Annotated in this window: 13 protein-coding genes; 7 read left to right on the top strand and 6 right to left on the bottom strand. The window is 73.5% G+C overall.

Annotation, left to right across the window (positions count from 1 at the left end; genetic code table 11):
- Positions 1-190: 190 nt before the first annotated feature.
- Complete coding sequence (locus tag RM609_RS05065; RefSeq protein ID WP_311608223.1) at positions 191-805, bottom strand: TetR/AcrR family transcriptional regulator; 615 nt, start codon at positions 803-805, stop codon at positions 191-193.
- Between the two features lie 173 nt (positions 806-978).
- Here RM609_RS05065 and RM609_RS05060 point away from each other — a divergent pair, with 173 nt between their 5' ends.
- Positions 979-1,851 (top strand): NAD(P)-dependent oxidoreductase, encoded by an 873-nt coding sequence (locus tag RM609_RS05060; protein ID WP_311608222.1) that lies wholly within the window; start codon positions 979-981, stop codon positions 1,849-1,851.
- A gap of 73 nt (positions 1,852-1,924) precedes the next feature.
- Here RM609_RS05060 and RM609_RS05055 read toward each other — a convergent pair whose 3' ends face one another.
- The 3 genes from RM609_RS05055 to RM609_RS05045 all read right to left on the bottom strand — a co-directional run bounded on the left by RM609_RS05055 (position 1,925) and on the right by RM609_RS05045 (position 5,938).
- Positions 1,925-3,352, bottom strand: coding sequence for a flavin monoamine oxidase family protein (locus tag RM609_RS05055; protein WP_311608221.1), 1,428 nt, complete (start codon positions 3,350-3,352; stop codon positions 1,925-1,927).
- Between the two features lie 152 nt (positions 3,353-3,504).
- Positions 3,505-4,680, bottom strand: a complete 1,176-nt coding sequence (locus tag RM609_RS05050) for an acyl-CoA dehydrogenase family protein (protein WP_311608219.1) — start codon at positions 4,678-4,680, stop codon at positions 3,505-3,507.
- A 208-nt stretch (positions 4,681-4,888) separates the two neighbouring features.
- The gene (locus RM609_RS05045; protein ID WP_311608218.1) at positions 4,889-5,938 is read right to left on the bottom strand and encodes a questin oxidase family protein; all 1,050 of its coding nucleotides are present in this window, start codon (positions 5,936-5,938) and stop codon (positions 4,889-4,891) included.
- A 219-nt stretch (positions 5,939-6,157) separates the two neighbouring features.
- Here RM609_RS05045 and RM609_RS05040 point away from each other — a divergent pair, with 219 nt between their 5' ends.
- On the top strand, positions 6,158-7,408 hold the full coding sequence (locus RM609_RS05040) for a cytochrome P450 (RefSeq protein WP_311608216.1): 1,251 nt from the start codon (positions 6,158-6,160) through the stop codon (positions 7,406-7,408).
- Between the two features lie 35 nt (positions 7,409-7,443).
- On the opposite strand, the gene RM609_RS05035 is transcribed toward RM609_RS05040, so the two are convergent.
- Positions 7,444-8,184 carry an acyltransferase gene (locus RM609_RS05035; protein WP_311608211.1) on the bottom strand — a complete coding sequence of 247 codons (741 nt, stop codon included), beginning with the start codon at positions 8,182-8,184 and terminating at the stop codon, positions 7,444-7,446.
- A gap of 255 nt (positions 8,185-8,439) precedes the next feature.
- On the opposite strand from RM609_RS05035, the gene RM609_RS05030 reads away from it, so the two are divergent.
- The 4 genes from RM609_RS05030 (at position 8,440) to RM609_RS05015 (ending at position 11,728) form a co-directional block, all read left to right on the top strand.
- On the top strand, positions 8,440-8,997 hold the full coding sequence (locus RM609_RS05030; protein WP_311608209.1) for a L,D-transpeptidase family protein: 558 nt from the start codon (positions 8,440-8,442) through the stop codon (positions 8,995-8,997).
- A gap of 149 nt (positions 8,998-9,146) precedes the next feature.
- The gene (locus RM609_RS05025) at positions 9,147-10,109 is read left to right on the top strand and encodes a hypothetical protein (RefSeq protein WP_311608208.1); all 963 of its coding nucleotides are present in this window, start codon (positions 9,147-9,149) and stop codon (positions 10,107-10,109) included.
- A 7-nt stretch (positions 10,110-10,116) separates the two neighbouring features.
- A complete protein-coding gene (locus RM609_RS05020) occupies positions 10,117-10,845 on the top strand; it encodes a hypothetical protein (protein WP_311608206.1) in 729 nt (242 codons plus the stop codon).
- Positions 10,829-11,728 (top strand): inositol monophosphatase family protein, encoded by a 900-nt coding sequence (locus RM609_RS05015; protein ID WP_311608205.1) that lies wholly within the window; start codon positions 10,829-10,831, stop codon positions 11,726-11,728. Before RM609_RS05020 ends, RM609_RS05015 begins: the two co-directional genes overlap by 17 nt.
- 13 nt (positions 11,729-11,741) lie before the next feature.
- Here the strand turns inward: RM609_RS05015 and RM609_RS05010 are convergent, their stop codons facing one another.
- Positions 11,742-12,944 carry an SLC13 family permease gene (locus RM609_RS05010; protein WP_311608203.1) on the bottom strand — a complete coding sequence of 401 codons (1,203 nt, stop codon included), beginning with the start codon at positions 12,942-12,944 and terminating at the stop codon, positions 11,742-11,744.
- Positions 12,945-13,014: 70 nt separating this feature from the next.
- On the opposite strand from RM609_RS05010, the gene RM609_RS05005 reads away from it, so the two are divergent.
- Positions 13,015-18,993, top strand: a complete 5,979-nt coding sequence (locus RM609_RS05005) for a TIR domain-containing protein (RefSeq protein WP_311608202.1) — start codon at positions 13,015-13,017, stop codon at positions 18,991-18,993.
- The last annotated feature ends 3 nt before the right edge of the window (positions 18,994-18,996 follow it).

Genomic DNA, 18,996 nt, shown 5'->3' with positions numbered 1-18,996 from the left:
TGACCGGGCGATGACCGCACGGTGGGCACGGGTTGGGTGACTCCGCGTTACGGTCGGCACGGGGTTGACGCACGGTCAAGTGCGTCGGCGAGCACCCGTCCCGAAAGAGAGCATGAGCACCATCGTCCTGGCACGGCCCACCGGAGAACGAGGCCGCTTCGCCTCCTCCGTCAGTGGGCCGGAGGCCTGTTTACCGATAGGTGCGGATCAGCCGGGCCAGGTGCCGGCCGGCCGTCAGCAGCGGCTCCTCGCTCCGCAGCACCTGCGCGGTCAGCTCGGCTCCCTCCAGGGTGCTGATCGCCGCGCAGGCCAGATCACGGGCGGTGTCCTCGTCGAGACCGCCGCCGCGCAGCTTCTCCGCGACCAGGTCGGTCCAGTGGCCGATGGCCTCGGCGCAGGCCTGCTGGATGGCGGGGGCGCGCCCGACGGTTTCGAGAGCGGTGGCCGCCACGGGGCAGCCGTCCATCCAGTCGGACTCCCGCAGGGAGCCGGCGAGCAGCCGGGTGCAGGAGCTCATCGCCTCGGCCGGGTCGTCGTCGGCGGCCAGGCCGGCGCGCAGGATGTCGGCGAACTCCTGCTCGCCGTGCTGGATCGCGGCCACGGCGAGCTCCTGCTTGCCGCCGGGGAAGAAGTGGTAGACGGAGCCGAGGGTGGCTTCGGCGTCGCGGGCGATCTGTTTGATGCCCGTCCCTTCGTAGCCCTGGCGTTGAAGCAGCCGGGCTGCCGCCCGGACGATCCGGTCGCGGGTGCCGACGGCGGCGTCCGTTCCTTCGGTGGCGTCGTGTCGCGGCTTGGTGGTCTGCATTCCATGAGTTTAACGGATAGAGCGTTCGCTCTAGTGCTGTGCTATGTTGATTCTGGGTAGAGCGTTCGTTCTAGAGGGAGCGAATCGCCGCCCCTCCGTCCTGCTGTACCCCCGTCAGGACGGCGGAGCGGACACCCAGCGGTATCAATCGCGGTAACAATCAAGGAGAACCAGTGAGCAAGCAGGCAGTGACCGTCATCGGGCTGGGCCCGATGGGCCAGGCGATGGTGACCGCGTTCCTGGAGAACGGCCACCCTGTGACCGTGTGGAACCGGACCGCGAGCAAGGCCGACGAGCTCGTCGCCAAGGGCGCCGTCCTGGCCCCCTCGGTCGAGGACGCCCTCAAGGCCAACGAGCTCGTGGTGCTGAGCCTCACGGACTACGACGCCATGTACGCCATCCTCGAGCCGGCCACGGCCGCCCTCGACGGCCGGGTGCTGATCAACCTCAGCTCCGACACCCCGGACAAGGCCCGCGCGGCCTTCGAGTGGGCCGCCGGCCACGGCGCCAAGCACGTCACCGGTGGTGTCCAGGTGCCCCCGCCCCTGATCGGCAAGGAGGGCTCCTCCACCTACTACAGCGGCCCGCGCGACGTCTTCGACACCTACAAGGAGACCCTCGAGGTCATCACCGCCGCCGACTACCGCGGTGAGGACCCGGGCCTCGCGGCCATGTACTACCAGGCCCAGATGATCATCTTCTGGACCAGCATGCTCAGCTACTACCAGGCGCTGGCGCTGGGCAAGGCCAACGGGGTCTCCGCCAAGGAGCTGCTCCCCTACGCCTCCAACATGATGACGATGATGCCGCACTTCCTGGAGCTCTACGCCCAGCACGTCGACAACGCCGAATACCCGGGCGACGTGGACCGGCTGGCGATGGGCGCGGCCAGCGTCGACCACATCCTCCACACCAGCGAGGACGCGGGCGTCGACACCACCCTGCTCAAGGCCGTCCAGGACATCTTCCAGCGCGGCATGGGCAAGGGCTTCGAGGCCAACAGCTTCTCCAGCCTCATCGAGGTCCTGAAGAAGCCCTCCGCCTGATCCGGGTGAAACCGCGGAACGCCCCCCGCCGAAGCCTTCGGCGGGGGGCGTTCCGTGTCAGCGGTGAGGAAGGTCAGCCCGCGAGGGCCGCCGCCTGCTGCGCGGCGCGCAGGCCCGACTCGATCGCGCCCTCGATGAACGCGCCGTGCCAGCCCTTGGCGATGTCCGCGCCGGCGAACACGATCCGGCCGTGCGGCTGCTCGATCTGCGGGAACAGCTGGAGGAGCTGGTTGGGACGGCGCATGCCCCAGCCGCCCATCGCGTACTTGTCGGCGTGCCACGCCGTGGCCCGGTAGTCGGACACCTCGGCCCCGGGCAGGAACGCCTGGACCGCCGTCTGCACCTTCGCCTTGTCGTTGGTGTCCAGCGACGGACCGCCGAAGGCGACGAAGAGACGGCCCTCGGGAAGCTGCTGCTGCGGCACCAGCATCAGGATCGGCGAGCCCTCGGGGGCCTGGCCGTAGACCGCGTCGACCTTGCCCTTGACCAGCACCCAGATCTTGGTCGCGTGCGGCACGCCCATGCCCTGGGTGGTCGCCTGGGTGTGCGCCTTGGGCAGCCCGGGGTTGAAGGTGATGGACTTCCAGACGTTGGCCGGGGTCGCGACCACCGCCACCGGAGCGGAGTAGGCGCCGCCGCCCTGGACCTGGACGGTGACCCTGCCGTTCGCCTCGGTGATGGAGCTGACCGGGGAGCTGAGGCGCACCGTGGCCTTGGAGTCGGCGAGCATCGCCTTGAGCAGCGCGCTCATACCGCCGACGGGCTTGATGCCCATCGTGGACTCGAAGCCCTCGTAGGTGCCGCCCGCGAGCTGGTACCACTGGGCCATGCTGGTCAGCCCGGCCCAGGAGCTCGAGCCGCCGGCGTAGACGGCGGAGCCGCCATTGAGCCACTTCAGGTCGACGGGGGAGAGCGACAGCTGCCGCAGCCGGTCCTCGAGCGAGAGCGGGTCCACCGCGGCCAGCAGGTCCTTGCGGAACAGCGGGTCGCCGGGGTGCTCGAAGTAGGACTCGGAGCCCTTGAACAGCTCCTTGAACAGCCCGCTCAGCTTGCTGGAGACCGTGGAGAGGTCCACGCCGACCAGGCCGTCGGCGCCCGGCATCATGGCGCGGTCACCGGGGGTCTCGTAGAAGGTCTTGATCCCGTAGCGCGTCACCTCCTTCTGGGCCAGCACCTGCTGCGGGCCGAGCCAGCCGCCGCCGAAGTCGACGGTCTGGCCGGCGAAGCTGCCGGTCCATATCCGGCCGCCGATCCGGTCGCGGGCCTCCAGGACCACGGTCTTCAGGCCCTTGGCCCCCAGCTCCCGCGCCACGGTGCCGCCGGCGTAGCCCGCGCCGATGACGATCGCGTCGAGCCGGGTCTCCTCGGTGGCCCGCGCGGTGCCGGCCAGGACCGGGCTGAGGGAGGCGGCCAGTGAGGTGGCGCCGACGGCTTTGAGCAGCGTCCGGCGGCCCAGCCGGCGGTCGGTGATCTTCACGGAGCCTGCGTCATGAGCGTTCATGGCAATCCTTCGATGCGGTGCAGTGTCGAATGGCCGTGCCGACGGCGCACGCCGACGGCACGACAGAAGATGGGGAGAGGGGTACGGGCAAGGACCGGCGGAAATCCCCGCCGGTCCTTGCCCGTACACGCCACGGGTCGCGCGGCGGTGGATCAGAGGTAGTCGGTGCCCGGCTCGAGGCCGAGGAGGACGCGGCCGTGCGCCTCCAGGGAGCTGACGGGCGTCAGCAGGCCGTGCAGGGACAGCGCGGCGATGTCACGGTAGCTCCGCTGGAACGGCGCGCTCCGCAGGATGGCCGAGGCCGAGCTGATGTTGTACAGCGTCTCGACGGCCTCCTTGGTCGCCTGGACGACATAGCCGACCTGACCACGGATGGCGGCCTTCTCCGCCGTGGTCATCTTCTCGCCGGCGTCGGTGGGCCGCTGCATGTTCTCCAGCCAGACGCTCTGGAGCGCCTCGCACGCCGCGATCTTGTTGGCGGCGTGGCCCACCTGGATCTGGGTGTGGGGGTGCTCGGCCTGGTCGGTCCAGTTGCTGTAGGCGATGGACTTGCCCGGGGTGCGCTCCAGGAACAGCTCCAGGGCGCCCTTCGCCAGACCGAGGTACACCGGGGCGCAGGTGGCCAGGATGTAGCTGGTGAGGTTGTAGTTGCGGCCCTTGAGGTCGGCGTTCCAACGGTCACGGGTCGAGGCGTCGTACACGTCGACACCGACGATCCGGTGCGCCGGGACGAAGACGTCCTTGGCCGTGGAGGTGGCGCTGCCGGTGCCGGAGGCGCCGAAGACGTCCCAGTCGTCGGCTATCTCGATCTCCGAGGTCGGCACGATCGCGAAGAGCTCCTCGTGCTCACCGTTCTCGTGCTCCACCAGAGCCGCGTGGACATTCCACTGGGCGCCGGGGACACCGGTGTTGAAGCGCCAGGTGCCGTTGAGGATGTAGCCGCCGTCCACGGGCTTGAGGGTGCCGCCCGGGGTGAAGCCGCCGGAGATGCGCACCGAACCCTCGGCGAAGATCTCCTCCTGGGCCTTGTCCGGGTAGAGGCTGGCGATCCAGGCGGTGGAGATCCACACCATGGAGACCCAGCCGGTCGAGCCGCAGCCGCGGGAGATCTCGGAGATGATCTCGGCCTGGTCGGCCACCGGGAGGTCCAGGCCGCCGAATTTCTTGGGCACGGCGACGCGGAACACGCCCGCCTTTTCCAGCAATTCGATGTTGTCGGCCAACAGCCAGCGCTGGTCCTCGGTCTTCCGGCCGTTTTCCCGGAGCGTCGGAACAATGTCCCGGACCGCTGCCAGTACTTCGGCGGTACCGATTTCTGACGCGCTCATCCTGCCTCCTGGCATTGGTAATTGATACATGGTCCGCCCTCACGGGCGTACCGGTCAGTCCAGCGGCGACTGTACCTGCGCCGTGCGGCGAAGGCGGGCGCGGACGGTAACGCGACGGTCATCGCAGGAGGGGACGATGAATGCGCGATGACCGGCCGGTGAGCCCCCGGTGGGGAATTCCGGCCGGTCCGGTCGAGGCGTATGCCGACTAGTCGTCGCGGTCAATGAGCCGAATGGCGTTCAGCGCCGCCGCAAGGGCCCGTTCGTCCCCTTCATCCGCCGCGGCCGCCACATCCAGCGCCGTGTCCGCGAATTTGATGACGTGTTCGTCGCCGTGCTCGACGGCGCGTTCGAAAACCTCCTCCGGGGCGAGCGAGGAGGCGTCCGGCGCGGTCCGGGGAGTGTCCGCCGCGTAGATGGAGGTGATCGCCGCCGTCACCGCCCAGGCCGTGGTGAACGACGGCGCCCACAGCTCCTCGGGCAGCGCCGGCAGCGTGCGCAGCACCGCGTTCGGCGCGGTCGCGGCGTGCACCAGCATCACGCCGTTGCCGTGCCCGAATTCGCCGTAGTGGAGGGTGGCGGCCCGGACCAGCGCGGTCAGCTGCTCCCGGATCTCCTCCGGGGTGCCGGGGACGCGCACCGACTCGACGGTCTCCCGCCAGCCGGGTGTGCCGGGCAGCTGGGCGTACCCGCGCAGTGGCAGGCCGCCGGGCTCGGCGACGCGCGGCAGGGCCGGCAGGGCCCGCGCGGGTGTCGAGTCCCCGGCGGGAGCGACCTCGGCCGGCAGGGGAGTGTGCCGGGCCGCCCAGTAGCCCAGGGCGTGGGCGAGTTCCGCCAGGACCGCCTCGTCCTCGCCCCCTTCGTCCAGTGCCCGCACGGCGTGGCCGACGCGGATGACCGGGTGCGCGGCGGCGCCGGCGATGCCGGGCAGCAGCCGGGGCCACCATTCGGTCAGGACCTCGCGCCAGGGGCGCTCGGCGATATGACGGATGAAATAATCGGTCCAGTCGGCCGCCCGGCCGGTGTCGCCGAGCGCCTCGCGCCATTCCGCGTCGATGATGGGGGCCAGCCGCCGGGGCACCTCCTCCAGCCGGGTCGTATATCCGTCGAGCCAGCGGTGGACGGTGTTCTCCCGGCCGTGCCGGACCAGCGCCTCGACGGCCATGGGGCCGTGATTGGCCAGAAAACCCCGGAATTCGGGTCCGGAACGGTGCAGTCGCCGCAGGGCCTCGTTCAACGTGCCGTTCGTCGATTCCATGAGCCGAGGCTAGATCGCCGCCGCGCCCGGGGTAACGGTCCTGAGCCCTACACCGGAGGTCCTACGGCGGCCCCGCGCGGGCCCGCCCCCTCACACCTGTGGGTGTATTCCCCGTCCCGGCGAATGCCCCTTTCCGGGGTGGGAATAGCCAGTATGTCCGGGACTGTTCCGTCGGGCGACCCGGCCGGCCTCCGGCATGAGATGAGGACGTGAACGAGCATGACCGTTTCCTTCCCGGAGCCGTCCCCGGCAGAGGGGGCCGCTCCCGCCCCCCGCACCGGCGGCGCGGTGCACGACTGGTCCGTGGACCCGCTGCCCGCCCTCGAATTCGACCCCCTGCTCCACCGGTTGCTGCGGGAGGAGCCCATCGCCCGCGTCCGGATGCGCTTCGGCGAGGGGGACGCCTGGCTGGTGACCCGGTACGAGGACGTCAAGACCGTCGCCTCCGACCCCACGCTGAGCCGCGCCCTGACCGTCGACCGGCCCGTCACCAGCATGACCCCGCACGTGGTGGCCCCCGCCGGCGGCATCGGCCGCACCGACGCGCCCGACCACACCCGGCTGCGCCGCCTGGTCGCCCAGACCTTCGGGCGCAAGCGGGTGGCCGCCCTGCGCCCCCGGGCCCAGGAGCTCGCGGACCGGATGACCGAGCGCATGGCCCGGCTGGGACCGCCCGCCGATCTGACGGAGTGCCTGACCGGGCCGCTGCCCGCCCAGCTGATCGGCGATCTGCTCGGCGTGCCCACCCGCGACATCGATCTGCTCCAGACCTGGCGCGCCGTCATCCTCTCCAGCGACCACACCCAGGCGGAGAGCGAGGCGGTCAAACGCGAGATCGCCGGCTACTTCCGCGCCCTGGCCGACCGCCGTCTCACCGACCCCGGCGACGACCTCTTCAGTGCCCTGGTCGCCGCCCACGCGCAGGAGGAGCTCAGCCGCGCCGAGCTGGTCTCGCTCGCCGTCATGCTCGTCCTCAACGGCATGGACGCGGTGCGCAATCAGGTCTCCAACATGGTCTACGCGCTGCTCACCCACCCCGAACAGCTGGAGCGGCTGCGCGCCGAGCCGGAGCTGCTGCCCGGCGCCGTGGAGGAGCTGCTGCGCTACATCCCCCACCGCAACGGCGTCGGCCTGCCCCGGATCGCCACCGCCGACCTGACCGTCTCGGACACCACCATCCGCGACGGCGATGTCGTCTACGTCTCCTACCTGGCCGCCAACCGGGACTCCTCGGTCTTCACCGAACCCGACCGGCTCGACCTCGGCCGGGACGAGGCCCCCAACCTGTCCTTCGGCCACGGCGCGCACTACTGCGTGGGCGCGCTGCTGACGCGGATGGAGGCCGAAGTCATGCTCTCCACCCTGCTGGACCGCTTCCCCCGGCTGCGCCTGGCCGTCGAGCCGAAGGACATGCGCTGGCGGCGGGGTTCCATCAACAGGGGCCCCGAGACCCTGCCCGTGGCCTGGTGAGCGCGGGCGGCCGGGGGCCGGTGAGCGCGCCGGTCTCAGCCGCCGTCCGCCGGGTCCGGCGCCAGCCGCTTCAGCTGCTCGGCCGTGACACCCTCCGGGACCGGCACCGGAGCCGGCGTGCGCAGCGGCGGCTGCCAGCCCGCCTCCCGGTCCCAGGTGCGTACGATCCGGGCGGGCGCCCCCGCGACCACCGCGTGGTCGGGCACCTCGCCCCGCACGACGGCGCCCGCCGCGGCGACCACGTTCCGGCCGAGCCGCGCGCCGGGCAGGACCACCACCCCGGTGCCCAGCCAGCTGCCGGAGCCGATCTCCACGGCCTCGCTGCGCGGCCACTGCTTGCCGACGGGCACATCGGGGTCGTCGTAGCTGTGGTTGGTCGTGGTGATGTACACGCCCGGGCCGAAGAAGCAGTCGTCCCCGATGGTCAGCGGCGCGTCGGCGATCACATGGCTGCCGCGCCCCAGCACCACGCCGTCGCCCAGCCGCACGATCGTCTCCCGCCCCAGGTCGAGCCCGGGCAGCATCCCGGCGGTGAGCGTCACGTCCTGGGCGATGACGCAATGCTCGCCGATCTCGATCCACGGCTCCCCGAAGATGGTGCCCTGCGGAAAGGCGAGCCGGGAGTGCCGGCCGAGCCGCCGGAAGCGGTACGGGCCCGGGCGCTCGGCGGTCACGGCCCCGGCCTCCCGCACCCAGCGGGCGCCGCGGTGGACGGCCGCGGAGGCGGCCCGGCGCCGCCAGCGCGCCAGGGTCGGGAACACGTTCTGCTTCGGCACCCGCTCACCGTACTCAGCGCGCCACCGGCCGAATCCCGCCCCGGCCTGTGATCTTCGCCCCACCCTGTCCGTCCGGTGTCCGCCGACGGGCTCGCACGACCGGGTGAAGCGGGACGAGCAGGCCGCCGGCGCCCGCGCCGTGCGGTAAGGGTGGCCGCGACGGGAACCCCGGGCCCCGCCCCCGGCCCCTTCGCTCCGCGCCCACCGGGCACTTCCGTCCCCGTGACACCGGCCGACCTCCAAGGAGACCTCCTCATGCCACGTCGTCCCACCTCCCCGCTCCGCGTCGCCCTCCTGCGCGGCGCGCTGGCCGCCGCGCTCGCCACCACGGCCCTGCTCGCCCCGGCGGACCGGGCGACGGCCGACGGGGGCGGCACCTACCTGAGGTTCACCAAGCACACCCCGGACGACTCCCGGCTGACCTACGTCCGGCACGGCCGACCGGTCGTCACCTACCGCGCCGGCTCGGGCAGGGTGCCCGACGAGTGCCTGCGCGGCCGGGGCTGGCTGCCCGACGGCACCTACACCCTGGGCCGTCACCACACCGCGTACGACGGCAACCTCATCAAGGGCTACGCCGTCGAGCTCGGCACCAAGCGCTGCCACGACGGCACCGACCGCACCGAGCTGTTCATCCACAGCCAGATGACCCGCTCCGGAGGCCAGGGCCGGGGCGGTTACCAGCGCTGGGACGGTCCCGGCGACTACACCTCCCACGGCTGCGTCAAACTGCGCCCCACCGACATCAAGGAGCTCTACCGGATCCTCGACCGCCACGGCTGGCCCGCGACCCTGCGGGTGACCGGCGGCTGAGCCCAACGCGCCCCCGTCCCCGGCCGGTTCGCCACCGGCGCCGCACCGGAGCCGCCCTGGCGCGGAACGTACCTGTCACCGGGTATATGCCTGGCCGCCCGCCGCACCCGGCTCCTACGATTGACGTAACCGGGGGAGAGGCTGGGGCCATGGCGGGCACTGCGGCACGGCTGGGGCGGGGCGTGGAGAACGCCGTCGCATGGACCATCAGGAACCTCGACGGTGTCATCGCCCTGGGCGCGGCCCTCGCCATCGGCACCCTCGACGTCCTCGACATGCCGGTCAAGGACAACATCACCTCCGGGGTGGTCCTGCTGGTCCTGGCCGCGCTGGTCCTCGGGACGCTCACCGAGCGGCGGCGGCGTACGGCCGACATCCGCGCGGCCATGAGCGGCACCCGGCACGCGCTGGAGGACCTCACCATGGTGCGCTCGCTGTCCGCCGCCGAGCTGGAGACGGCCCTGGACCGGGCCCGGCTGACCACCGACCGCTGGATCTTCAAGGGCGGCACCGGCACCTATCTGCGCGCCGTGACCCTCCCCGTCTGCGTCCGCGAGGCCCAGCGGCAGCGCCGCTCCCTCACGATGAAGATCGACATCGTCAGCCCGGCCGACGAGCAGGCCTGCGCGGCGTACGCGCGCTTCCGCCAGACCTTCGCCCACCGGCTGCACTCGGTGCCCGCGGAGGCCTGGACCGCCGACCGGACCCGCAAGGAGTCCCTCGCCACCGTGCTCGCCGCCTGCTGGTACCGGCAGCGCCTCGACACCCTGGAGATCGACGTCCATCTCTCCTCCGTCGTCCCCACGCTCCGCTTCGACCTCTCCAGCTCCTGCCTGATCATCACTCAGGACGACCCCCAGCGCGTCAACCTGCTGGTGGAGCGAGACCGTCCGCTCTACGACTACTACGTCACCGAGCTCCACCAGAGCCGGGAACAGGCCCACACCCTGGACCTCACCCGCACCGTCCCGCTCGGCGACGAGCCCACGGTCGACGAGGTCGAACGGCTCCTGGAAGGGCTCGGCCTGCACCTCCCGGCCACCTACACCGACCGTGACATCGGCGACATCATCGACAAGGCCCTGCACGCGGAGAACCCGTACCGGAGGTGAGCTCCCAGTGCGCAGCCCCGTGGACTACCGCCGCATCGAACAGGCCATGGCGAGGGGGACGAGAGACGGGTCGGCGCCCGGCGAGCTGTTCGCGGCGGCCGCGACGCTCCTGGAGGAGATCGCCTCCGGACGGCGCGCCCTGCGCGCCGTCCGCCATCCGCTGGGGTTCCTCTGCCTCCCGGTGCGGCGCGAGGGCGACCGGGGGGTGTGCGTCCACGTCTTCGACGACGCGATGGCGGAGCCGCCGCACGCCCGGCTGACCACCTCGCCCGTGCACGCGCACAGCTGGGACCTGGCCAGCTGTGTGCTGTACGGGCAGGTCGGCAATCTGCGGGTCCGGGTGCGCGACGACCCCGAACGGCCCACACACCGGCTCTTCGAGGTGCACAGCACCGCCTCCGTCGCCCACCCGGCCGGCGGGGCGGACGACGCCCTGCCGGTGGACGAGATCCGGCCGACTCCACGCCTGGTGAGCTGTACGCCCGGCCCCGAGGAGACCGGCGTCGCCGGCGGGATCTACCGGCTCCCCGCGGGGGAGTTCCACGCCACCGTCGTCCCCCCGGGCACCGCCGCGGCCACCCTGCTGCTCGGCCGCTCCCTGCCCGGGCGCAGCGACCTCACCCTCGGACCGGTGCATGGCCCCGCGCACCGGGTGGTACGACAGACATGCGACGCCGCGCAGACCGCCCGGACGGCCCGCACTGTCCTGAGGAGGATCGATGGACACCACTGCTGATGACGACGGCCGCGCCGGGTCCCCGGGCCCTGACGGGCCGGCGGGGTCCCTGGCGGCGGAGCGCCGGGTGGCCGTGGACGCCGCCCAGGAGGCGGGCGCGCTGCTGCGCTCGCGCTTCCACGACGACTACGACGTGCGGGCCAAGGACGACCGGGGCGACGTGGTCACCGAACTCGACCTGCTGGCCGAGCGCCTGGTGGTCCGGCGGCTCAGGGAGAGCTTCCCCGGCGACCGGATCCTCTCCGAGGAGGCGGGCCCCGTCCCCGCCGCGCCCGGCGCGCGGACCGGCCGCACCTGGCTGGTGGACCCCCTCGACGGCAGCAACAACGTCGTCATCGGCCTGCCCGCCTACGCCGTCGGCATCGCCCTGTGCGTCGGCGAGGCGGCGGTGCTCGGCGTCGTGCACGACCCGGTGACCGACCGCACGTGGACGGCCTCGGCGGGCCTCGGCGCGTACGGGCCGCGCGGCCGGCTGACCGGGCCCGCGGGTCGCCCGTCCGCCGCCGGGCCCCTGCTGGCCTGGACCCAGGGCCACGCGGTCGCCCGCCGGGACCCGGTGGCGCGCGCCCTCAAGGACGCCCTGGAGGCACGCTCCCGGCGGGTGCTCCAGCTGTGGGCGCCCCTGCTGGCCTGGGCGATGCTGGCCCGCGGCGACATCGACGGCTTCGTCGGCTACCGCGCCGAGGCCATCGACCTGCCCGCCGGGGCACTGCTGGCCGCCGAGGCGGGCCTGGCCATCCGGGCCCTGGACGGCGGCGCCTTCCACGGCGGCGTCGGCGGCCCCGACACCGACCGCAGCTTCGTCGCCGGACGACCGGAGGTCCTCCCCCACCTCCTGGAACTGGTCGCGGAGGTCCGGCCCACGACGGCGCCCACGCCGTAGGGGTGCGAGACGGTCACCCCGTCAGGGCCAGCGCACAGACGGACGCCAGCAGCGCACCCACGGCCAGCACCGCGCCCGTCCCCATGAACCGGCCCGGGGACACCCGCACGCCCTGCGCGTGGCAGCGTTCGAACCACAGCAGCGTCGCCAGGGAGGCCCAAGGGGTGATCACCGGGCCGACGTTGGTGCCGATCAGCAGGGCCAGCAACTGGTCGTGATTGCCCACGGGCACGGCCGACTCGCCCGCCAGATAGACCGGCAGGTTGTTGAGCGCGTTGGCCAGCCCCCCGCCCACCCCCGCCGCCCGCAGCATCCCCGGCAGACCGCCGTCCGTGCCCACCGCCCGCGCCAGCAGCTCATGCAGCCCGTTGACATTGACCGTCTCCACCACCAGGAACAACCCCGGCACCAGGACCAACAGCCGCCACGGCACCAGCGACAGTCGCAGCGCCGCGCGTCGCCGTACCGCGAAGGCCGCCACGGCGAGCGCGGCCGCCACCGCCGACGCCGTCCACAGCGGCACCGCGTCGATCAGGATCGCCAGCAGGAAGCCCGCGCAGGCCACCGCGCACACCCGGAACAGCACCCGGTCGGCGGGCCGGTGGACCTCCGGCGGAACGTACCGCTCCGCACCCCGGCGGTCACGGCGCCAGTAGAACAGCCACAGACACCCCATCGTCACCGCGACCGACGCCAGTTGGGGCGCCCACATCCGCTCCGCCAGCCCCATGGGGGAGAGCGCCACCCGGTCCGCCGCCAGCAGATTCGTCAGATTCGACACCGGCAGCAGCAGACTCGCCGTATTGGCCAGCCACACCGTCGTCATCGCCAGCGGCACCGCCGCGATCCCCACCCGGCCCGCCAGCGCCAGCATCACCGGAGTCAGCAGCACGGCCGTCGTATCGAGATTGAGCGTGATCGTAGTGACCGAGGCGAAAACCACGCACAACACGAACAGCCTCGCGTAACTGCCCCGCCCGATCCGCGCCACCCCCGAGGCGACCACGTCGAACACCTCGGCCCGGCTGGTCAGTTCGGCCAGCACGATCACCGTGCCCAGGAACGCCAGCAACGGCGCGATCCGCCGCATCGCGTCCCCGGCCGACCCCGCCGGAAGCAGCCCCGTCGCCAGGAACAGCAGACCACAGACCAGGATCCCGCCCGCGAGCCAGTCCAGGGGATGCAGCCACGAGGACAGTCGTCGTAAGACACGCACGCCCCGAGGATGGCACAGCGTTCATGGCGAACACAGTGACCCCGGGGAAGTCCGTTCCTAGGATGGACCCATGGTGGCACGCCAGGAAAGCGACGGACGACAAAGGCCGTTGGACTTCTTCATCAGCTACTCCCCGGCGGACGAGCGCTGGGCGGCCTGGATAGCCTGGACCCTGGAGGAGGCCGGCTACCGGACCGTCCTCCAGGCCTGGGACTTCGTACCGGGCACCAACTTCGTCGACTTCATGGACCGCGGCGTCAGCGAGTCCGTCGCCGTCATCGCCGTCCTCTCCCGCAACTACGAACGCTCCCGCTACGGGCGCATGGAGTGGCAGGCCGCGCTGCGCGCCGACCCCGACGCCCCCGAGCGCAGACTGATCACCGTGCGCGTGGAGGACATCCCCGTCGAGGGACTCCTCGCCACCATCACCTACGTCGACCTCGTCAGCGTCCACGACACCGCCGCCGCCCGTGAACTCCTCCTCACCCGCGTCGGCCACGCCCTCGACGGCCGGGCCCGCCCCGACCGCCACCCCGGTTTTCCCGGCCACCCCCGGAGCCCCGCCCCCGTCCCCGCCCCGAGCGTCCCGCCCGCCGGGCCCGGCCCCGGCAGCCCCGGCTGGGCCGGCCGCCGCCGCCCCGCGACCGCCCCCGGCTACCCCCAGGGCGCCACCGGCCAACGCGCCCGGGACACCGTCTCCGTGCTCCACCTCGCCGGCCCCTCCTTCGGGCGCGGCGCCGACCCCGCCGAGCTCCAGGCCGCCGTCTGGGGCGACCTCGTGGAACTCACCGACGCCGGAGCCCCCGCCCCCGACCTCCTCGTCGTCACCGGCGACCTCACCGCCTCCGGCAGCCCTCGCGAGTGCGACCAGGCCCTGACCTTCCTCACCGGCCTGCGCGCCCGCCTCGGCCTCGCGGCCGACCGGCTCGCGATCGTCCCCGGCGGACAGGACGTCAGCCAGGCCGCCTGCCGCGCCTACTTCGCCACCTGCGAGGCCGACGAGATGCGCCCCCGGCCGCCCTACTGGCCCAAGTGGCGCCACTACGCACGCCTCTTCCGCGAGCTCTACCAGGGACTCGACGCCGTCTTCGACGGCGACCAGCCCTGGACCCTCTTCCCCGTCCCGGCCCTGCGCACCGTCGTCGCCGGCCTCAACTCCTCCATGGCCCACAGCCACCGCCCCGAGGACCAGTACGGACTGCTCGGCCCCGAACAGGCCGCCTGGTTCGCCCAGGCCCTGCGCTCCTACGAACGCGAGGGCTGGCTGCGCCTCGGCGCCCTCCGCCACGCCCCGGAGACCCGCGGCACCCTCGCACCCGCCTCCGGCACCGCCCCGGACCCCGCCCCCACGGCCCCCGCGCCCGGCCGCGCCCTGGGCTACGACCCCAGCCGCGCCGGCGGCCCGGCGGCCGGCCGGCGCCCCGCCGCCGCGACCCTGCGCGACACCGACGTCCTCACCCGGCTCACCGCCCCCCGGCTGCACCTGCTGCTCCACGGCCCGGCCACCACCGCCCGCCCCACCGGCACCGGCACGGCCGCGGCCACCGCCGCCGTCCTGCCCCTGACCGGCCGCGACCTGCCCGTCCTCGGCGCCGCCGCCCCCGGCCGCTACCGCCTCCTGGAGATCACCCGCGACGGGCTCACCCGCTGGCCCGAGAGCCCCGGCGAGGCCCCCCGCCGCTACACCATCGGCTGGCGCGGCGCCCATCACGTCTTCGGACCCGAACAGCCCGTCACACCCGCCCCCGAGGACCCCGCCACCACCACCCCCGACACACCGGCCGGCGCGACCGACGAGGCCCGCGCCGTCGAAGGCCCCCAGGAGGCCCTGCTCTCCCGCGTCGCCGAGGTCTGCCGCATCCGCCACCGACACGTCCAGCTCCGCCGCCTCCCCGGCGACCCGCCCGGCCTCCTCGTCACCTGGACCGAGTCCGGCTTCGTCCGGCAGCAGCGCGTCGGCGCCCTCGTCGGCACCCCACGCGCCGAGGACGTCGACAGCTTCATCGACCACGTCCACGCCTCCGGCACCGACCCCGACGCCGAACTCGTCCACGACGGCCCGCCGCCCCCACGGGAGCTCCGCGAACACGCCCGCCGCCGCGGCGTCCTCGTCCGCAGCTTCACCGAGTTCCAGGGCCTGCTGGACCTGCGCGGCTACGTCGCCGCCCAGACCGATCGACTGAGCGCCGACCCCCAGTACCAGCCCTCCCTCTACCTCCCCCAGCGCTACCGCGAACTGGAACGCCCCGGCGGCACGGAACGCGACGGGCTCGTCGACGACGTGCTGCGCCTCCTCGACGCCGACCACGGCCGCTTCCTGCTGATCCTCGGCGACTTCGGCCACGGCAAGACCTTCGCCCTGCACGAGATCGCCCGCCGCGTCCCCGCCGAACTGCCCCACCTGGTCCCGGTGCTCATCCAGCTCAGCGGGCTCGACCGGGCCCACACCCTCGACGGGCTCGTCGCCGCCCACCTCGCCGGCCAGGGCGTCGACACCATCGACCTGCGCGCCTTCCGCTACATGCTCGGACAGGGCCGGATCGTCCTGCTCTTCGACGGCTTCGACGAACTCGTCAACCAGGTCACCTACGACCGGGCCGCCGACCACCTCCAGGTACTCCTCGACGCCGCCGTGGACAGCGCCAAGATCGTCGTCAGCAGCCGCACCCAGCACTTCCGCTCCCAGGCCCAGGTGCTCACCGCGCTCGGCGAGCGCGTCGGGCTGCTCCCACAGCGCCGGGTGCTCGCCGTCCAGGAGTTCACCCCCCAGCAGATCCGCTCCTACCTGGTGAACCGCTACGGCGACGCACAGGCCGCCGACCGCCGGCTCCGGCTGCTGGAGGGCATCCCCGACCTGCTGGCCCTGTGCCGCAACCCCCGGCTGCTCAGCTTCGTCGCCGACCTCGACCACGACCGGCTGCGCGCCGTCGCGGGCGCCGGCCGGGCGCTGAGCCCCGCCGGGCTCTACGAGGAGGTCTTCACCTCCTGGCTGCGCTTCGAGGCCCGGCGCGGCCAGGGCGGCCCCGGTGGCGCCCCCGGCCTGGACCTGACGCAGCTGTGGCAGGCCGTCACCACCCTCGCCCTGCGGCTGTGGGAGAGCGGCGAGAGCGCCCTGCGCCTGGACGAGCTCAACGACGTGGCCGAGACCCTCACCGAACTCGCCGACTCCCGGCTGTCGGTGCCCCAGGCCGCCCACTCCGTCGGATCCGGCAGTCTCCTCGTCCGCACCGACGACGGACTCTTCCGGTTCATCCACGGGTCCGTGGCCGAGTGGCTGGTGGCCCGCGAGGCCGCGGTCCGGCTCGGGCGGGGCGAGACGGGCGAGGCCGACCTCCTGGCCCGCCGCCCCTTCAGCCGGCTGGCCGTGGAGTTCCTCTGCGACCTCGCCGACCACCGCACCTGCCAGCAGTGGGCCGAACGGGCCCTCGGCGGCGAGGACGGCGCGGCGGAGGGCGCGGCCGGCGAGACGGCCAGGGCCAACGCCATGAAGATCCTCAGCAGGCTGCGGATCCCCGCCCACACCGATCTGCGCGGCGCCGTCCTCGCCGGGGAGGACCTGTCCTACCGCGACTTCTCCGGCGTCGACCTCACCCGCGCCGACCTCACCGACGCGAGCCTGACCGGCGCCGACTTCTCCGGCGCGATCCTGCGCGACACCCGCCTCGCCGGCGCCCGCCTCGACGGCGCCGACCTGCGCGGCGCCGACCTCCGCGGCGCCGACCTGCGCCGGGCCCGGCTCATCGGCACCGATCTGCGCGGCGTCCGGGTCGGCGGCGGCAGCTGGCACCGCGCCGCCCTGATCAACGCGGTCACCGAACCGGCCGTCCTGGACACCCCCGAACTCCGCGCGGCCGCCGTCGCCCCCGGCCTGACCGCCGAGGCCGGGTTCCGGCCCGCGGCGGTCGGCGTGCCCTACGGCTTCGACACGCGCACCAGCCGACTGCCCGAACCCGTCTCCTTCAGCCCCGGCGGCGAACTCCTCGCCCTCGGCGGCGAGGACGGCGGCGTCCTGGTCTGCGACGCCGCCACGGGCACCGCCCTGCGCACCCTCCACGGCCACACGGGCCGCGTCTACGCCGTCAAGTTCCGCGGCGGGGTGCTCGCCACGGGCGGCTCGGACGGCACCGTACGGCTGTGGGACCCCGTCTCCGGCCGGAGCCTCCACCGGCTCGCGGTCCACGCGGGCGGCGTCTGGCCCGTCTCCCTGGACCTCACCGGGGAGCGGCTGGCCACCGGTGACGCCGACGGCACCGTCACCCTCTGGGACGTCGCCACCGGGACCGTCACACACCGCCTCCCCGGCCACAAGGCGCCCGTCTACACCGCCGTGTTCAGCCCCGACGGAACCGTCCTGGCCACCGGCGACGCCGCCGCGTGCGTACGGCTGTGGGACACCCGCACCGGCCGGCTCCTCGGCGAGCTCGACGGCCACCGGGGAGCCGTCTACCGCGCCCGCTTCAGCCCCGACGGCACCCTGCTCGCCACCGGCGACATGGGCGAGGGCGACGGAGGCACGGTCCGGGTCTGGGACGTCGCCACCCTGCGCCTACGACACACCTGCACCGGCCACCCGGGCCGCGTCTACACCCTGGACTTCCACCCCTCCGGCACCCTGCTGGCCAGCGGCGACACCGAGGGCCACGTCATGCTGTGGGACCCGCGCACGGGCGAGGCCGCAGGTGCCCCGCTGCTCGGCGGCGGGGCCGTGTACCAGGTGGTCTTCGGCCCCGAGGGCGGCATGCTGGCGGCCGGCGGCAGCGACGGCTCCGTCCGGCTCTGGCGGATCACCCAGGCCGCCCCGCCCGCGGCCGGCTGGACGGCCGCGCCCCTGCGCCGGCAGCCCGCCGACCACCAGGGATCGGTGTGGGCCTGCCGCTTCCGGCCCCACGGCGGCCCGGCGGCCCCGGAGTCGGGACCGCTGCTGGTGTCCGCCGGCAACGACGGCTCGGTACGGCTGTGGGACACCACCACCGGCCGGGGCCGCAACGTCCTGCGCGGCCACGGCCGCAAGGTCGTCAGTCTGGCCTTCAGCGCCTCGGGCGGCCAGCTCGCGGCCTGCGGCAACGACGGCGTCGTCCGGATCTGGGAGCCCGCCACCGGACGCCGGGTACGCGAGCTCGCGGGCGACAACGACCGGCTGGTCTCCGCCGTGTTCAGCCCGCGCGGCCCGCTGCTCGCCACCTCCAGCAGCGACGGCGACGTCTATGTGTGGAACGCCGAGAACGGCGAGTACCAGCGCGAGATCGACGCCGAGACCGACCACGTCTGGGCCGAGACCTTCAGCGCCGACGGCGAGTTCCTCGCCACCGCCAACGACGACGACACCGTCCGGCTGTGGTACCGCGGCACCGGCGCCCATGTGACCACTCTCGGCCAGCACCGGGGCCGGGTGCGATCCCTGTCCTTCACCGCGGACGGCACGGGGCTGGCCACCGGCTGCGACGACTCGTTCGTCCGCCTGTGGGACCTCACCGAGAGCCGTCTCGTCGCCGAACTCGCCGGCCACACCGACCGGGTGTACGCGGTCGTCCACGGCCCCGGCGACGCCTGGCTGGCCAGCGCCTCCTGGGACGGGCAGGCCATCGTCTGGCAGGACGGCGCCGTCCGGCACCGGCTGCGGGGCCACACGGGACGGCTGTGGACGGCCGCCGCCCACCCGAGCCGCTCCCTGCTGGCCACCGCCGGCGACGACCGGACCATCCTGCTGTGGGACCCCCTGACGGGAACCGAGACCGGCCGGCTGACCGGGCACACGGGCCGGATCCTCACCCTCGCCTTCAGCCCCGACGGCTCCCTGCTGGCCAGCGGCGCCGAGGACGGCACCGTACGGCTGTGGTCGCTGCCGGAGGACGGCGCCCCGGCCGCGCGGGCCACGCTCATCGCCGTCCCGGGCGGCTGGGCCGCGCTGAACCCCTCGGGGGGCTACAAGTTCGACGGCGACATCGCGGGCGAGTTCTGGCACGTCGTGGGCATGTGCCGGTTCGAGCCCGGCGAGCTCGACGACCACCTGCCCGGGGTACGGCGGCTGGCCATGGACGCCGAGCTCTGACGG

The organism is Streptomyces hesseae (assembly GCF_031845785.1).
Lineage (GTDB): Bacteria > Actinomycetota > Actinomycetes > Streptomycetales > Streptomycetaceae > Streptomyces > Streptomyces hesseae.
Note: the sequence above shows the minus strand (reverse complement) of the source record. Positions and strands in the feature narration are given on the sequence as shown.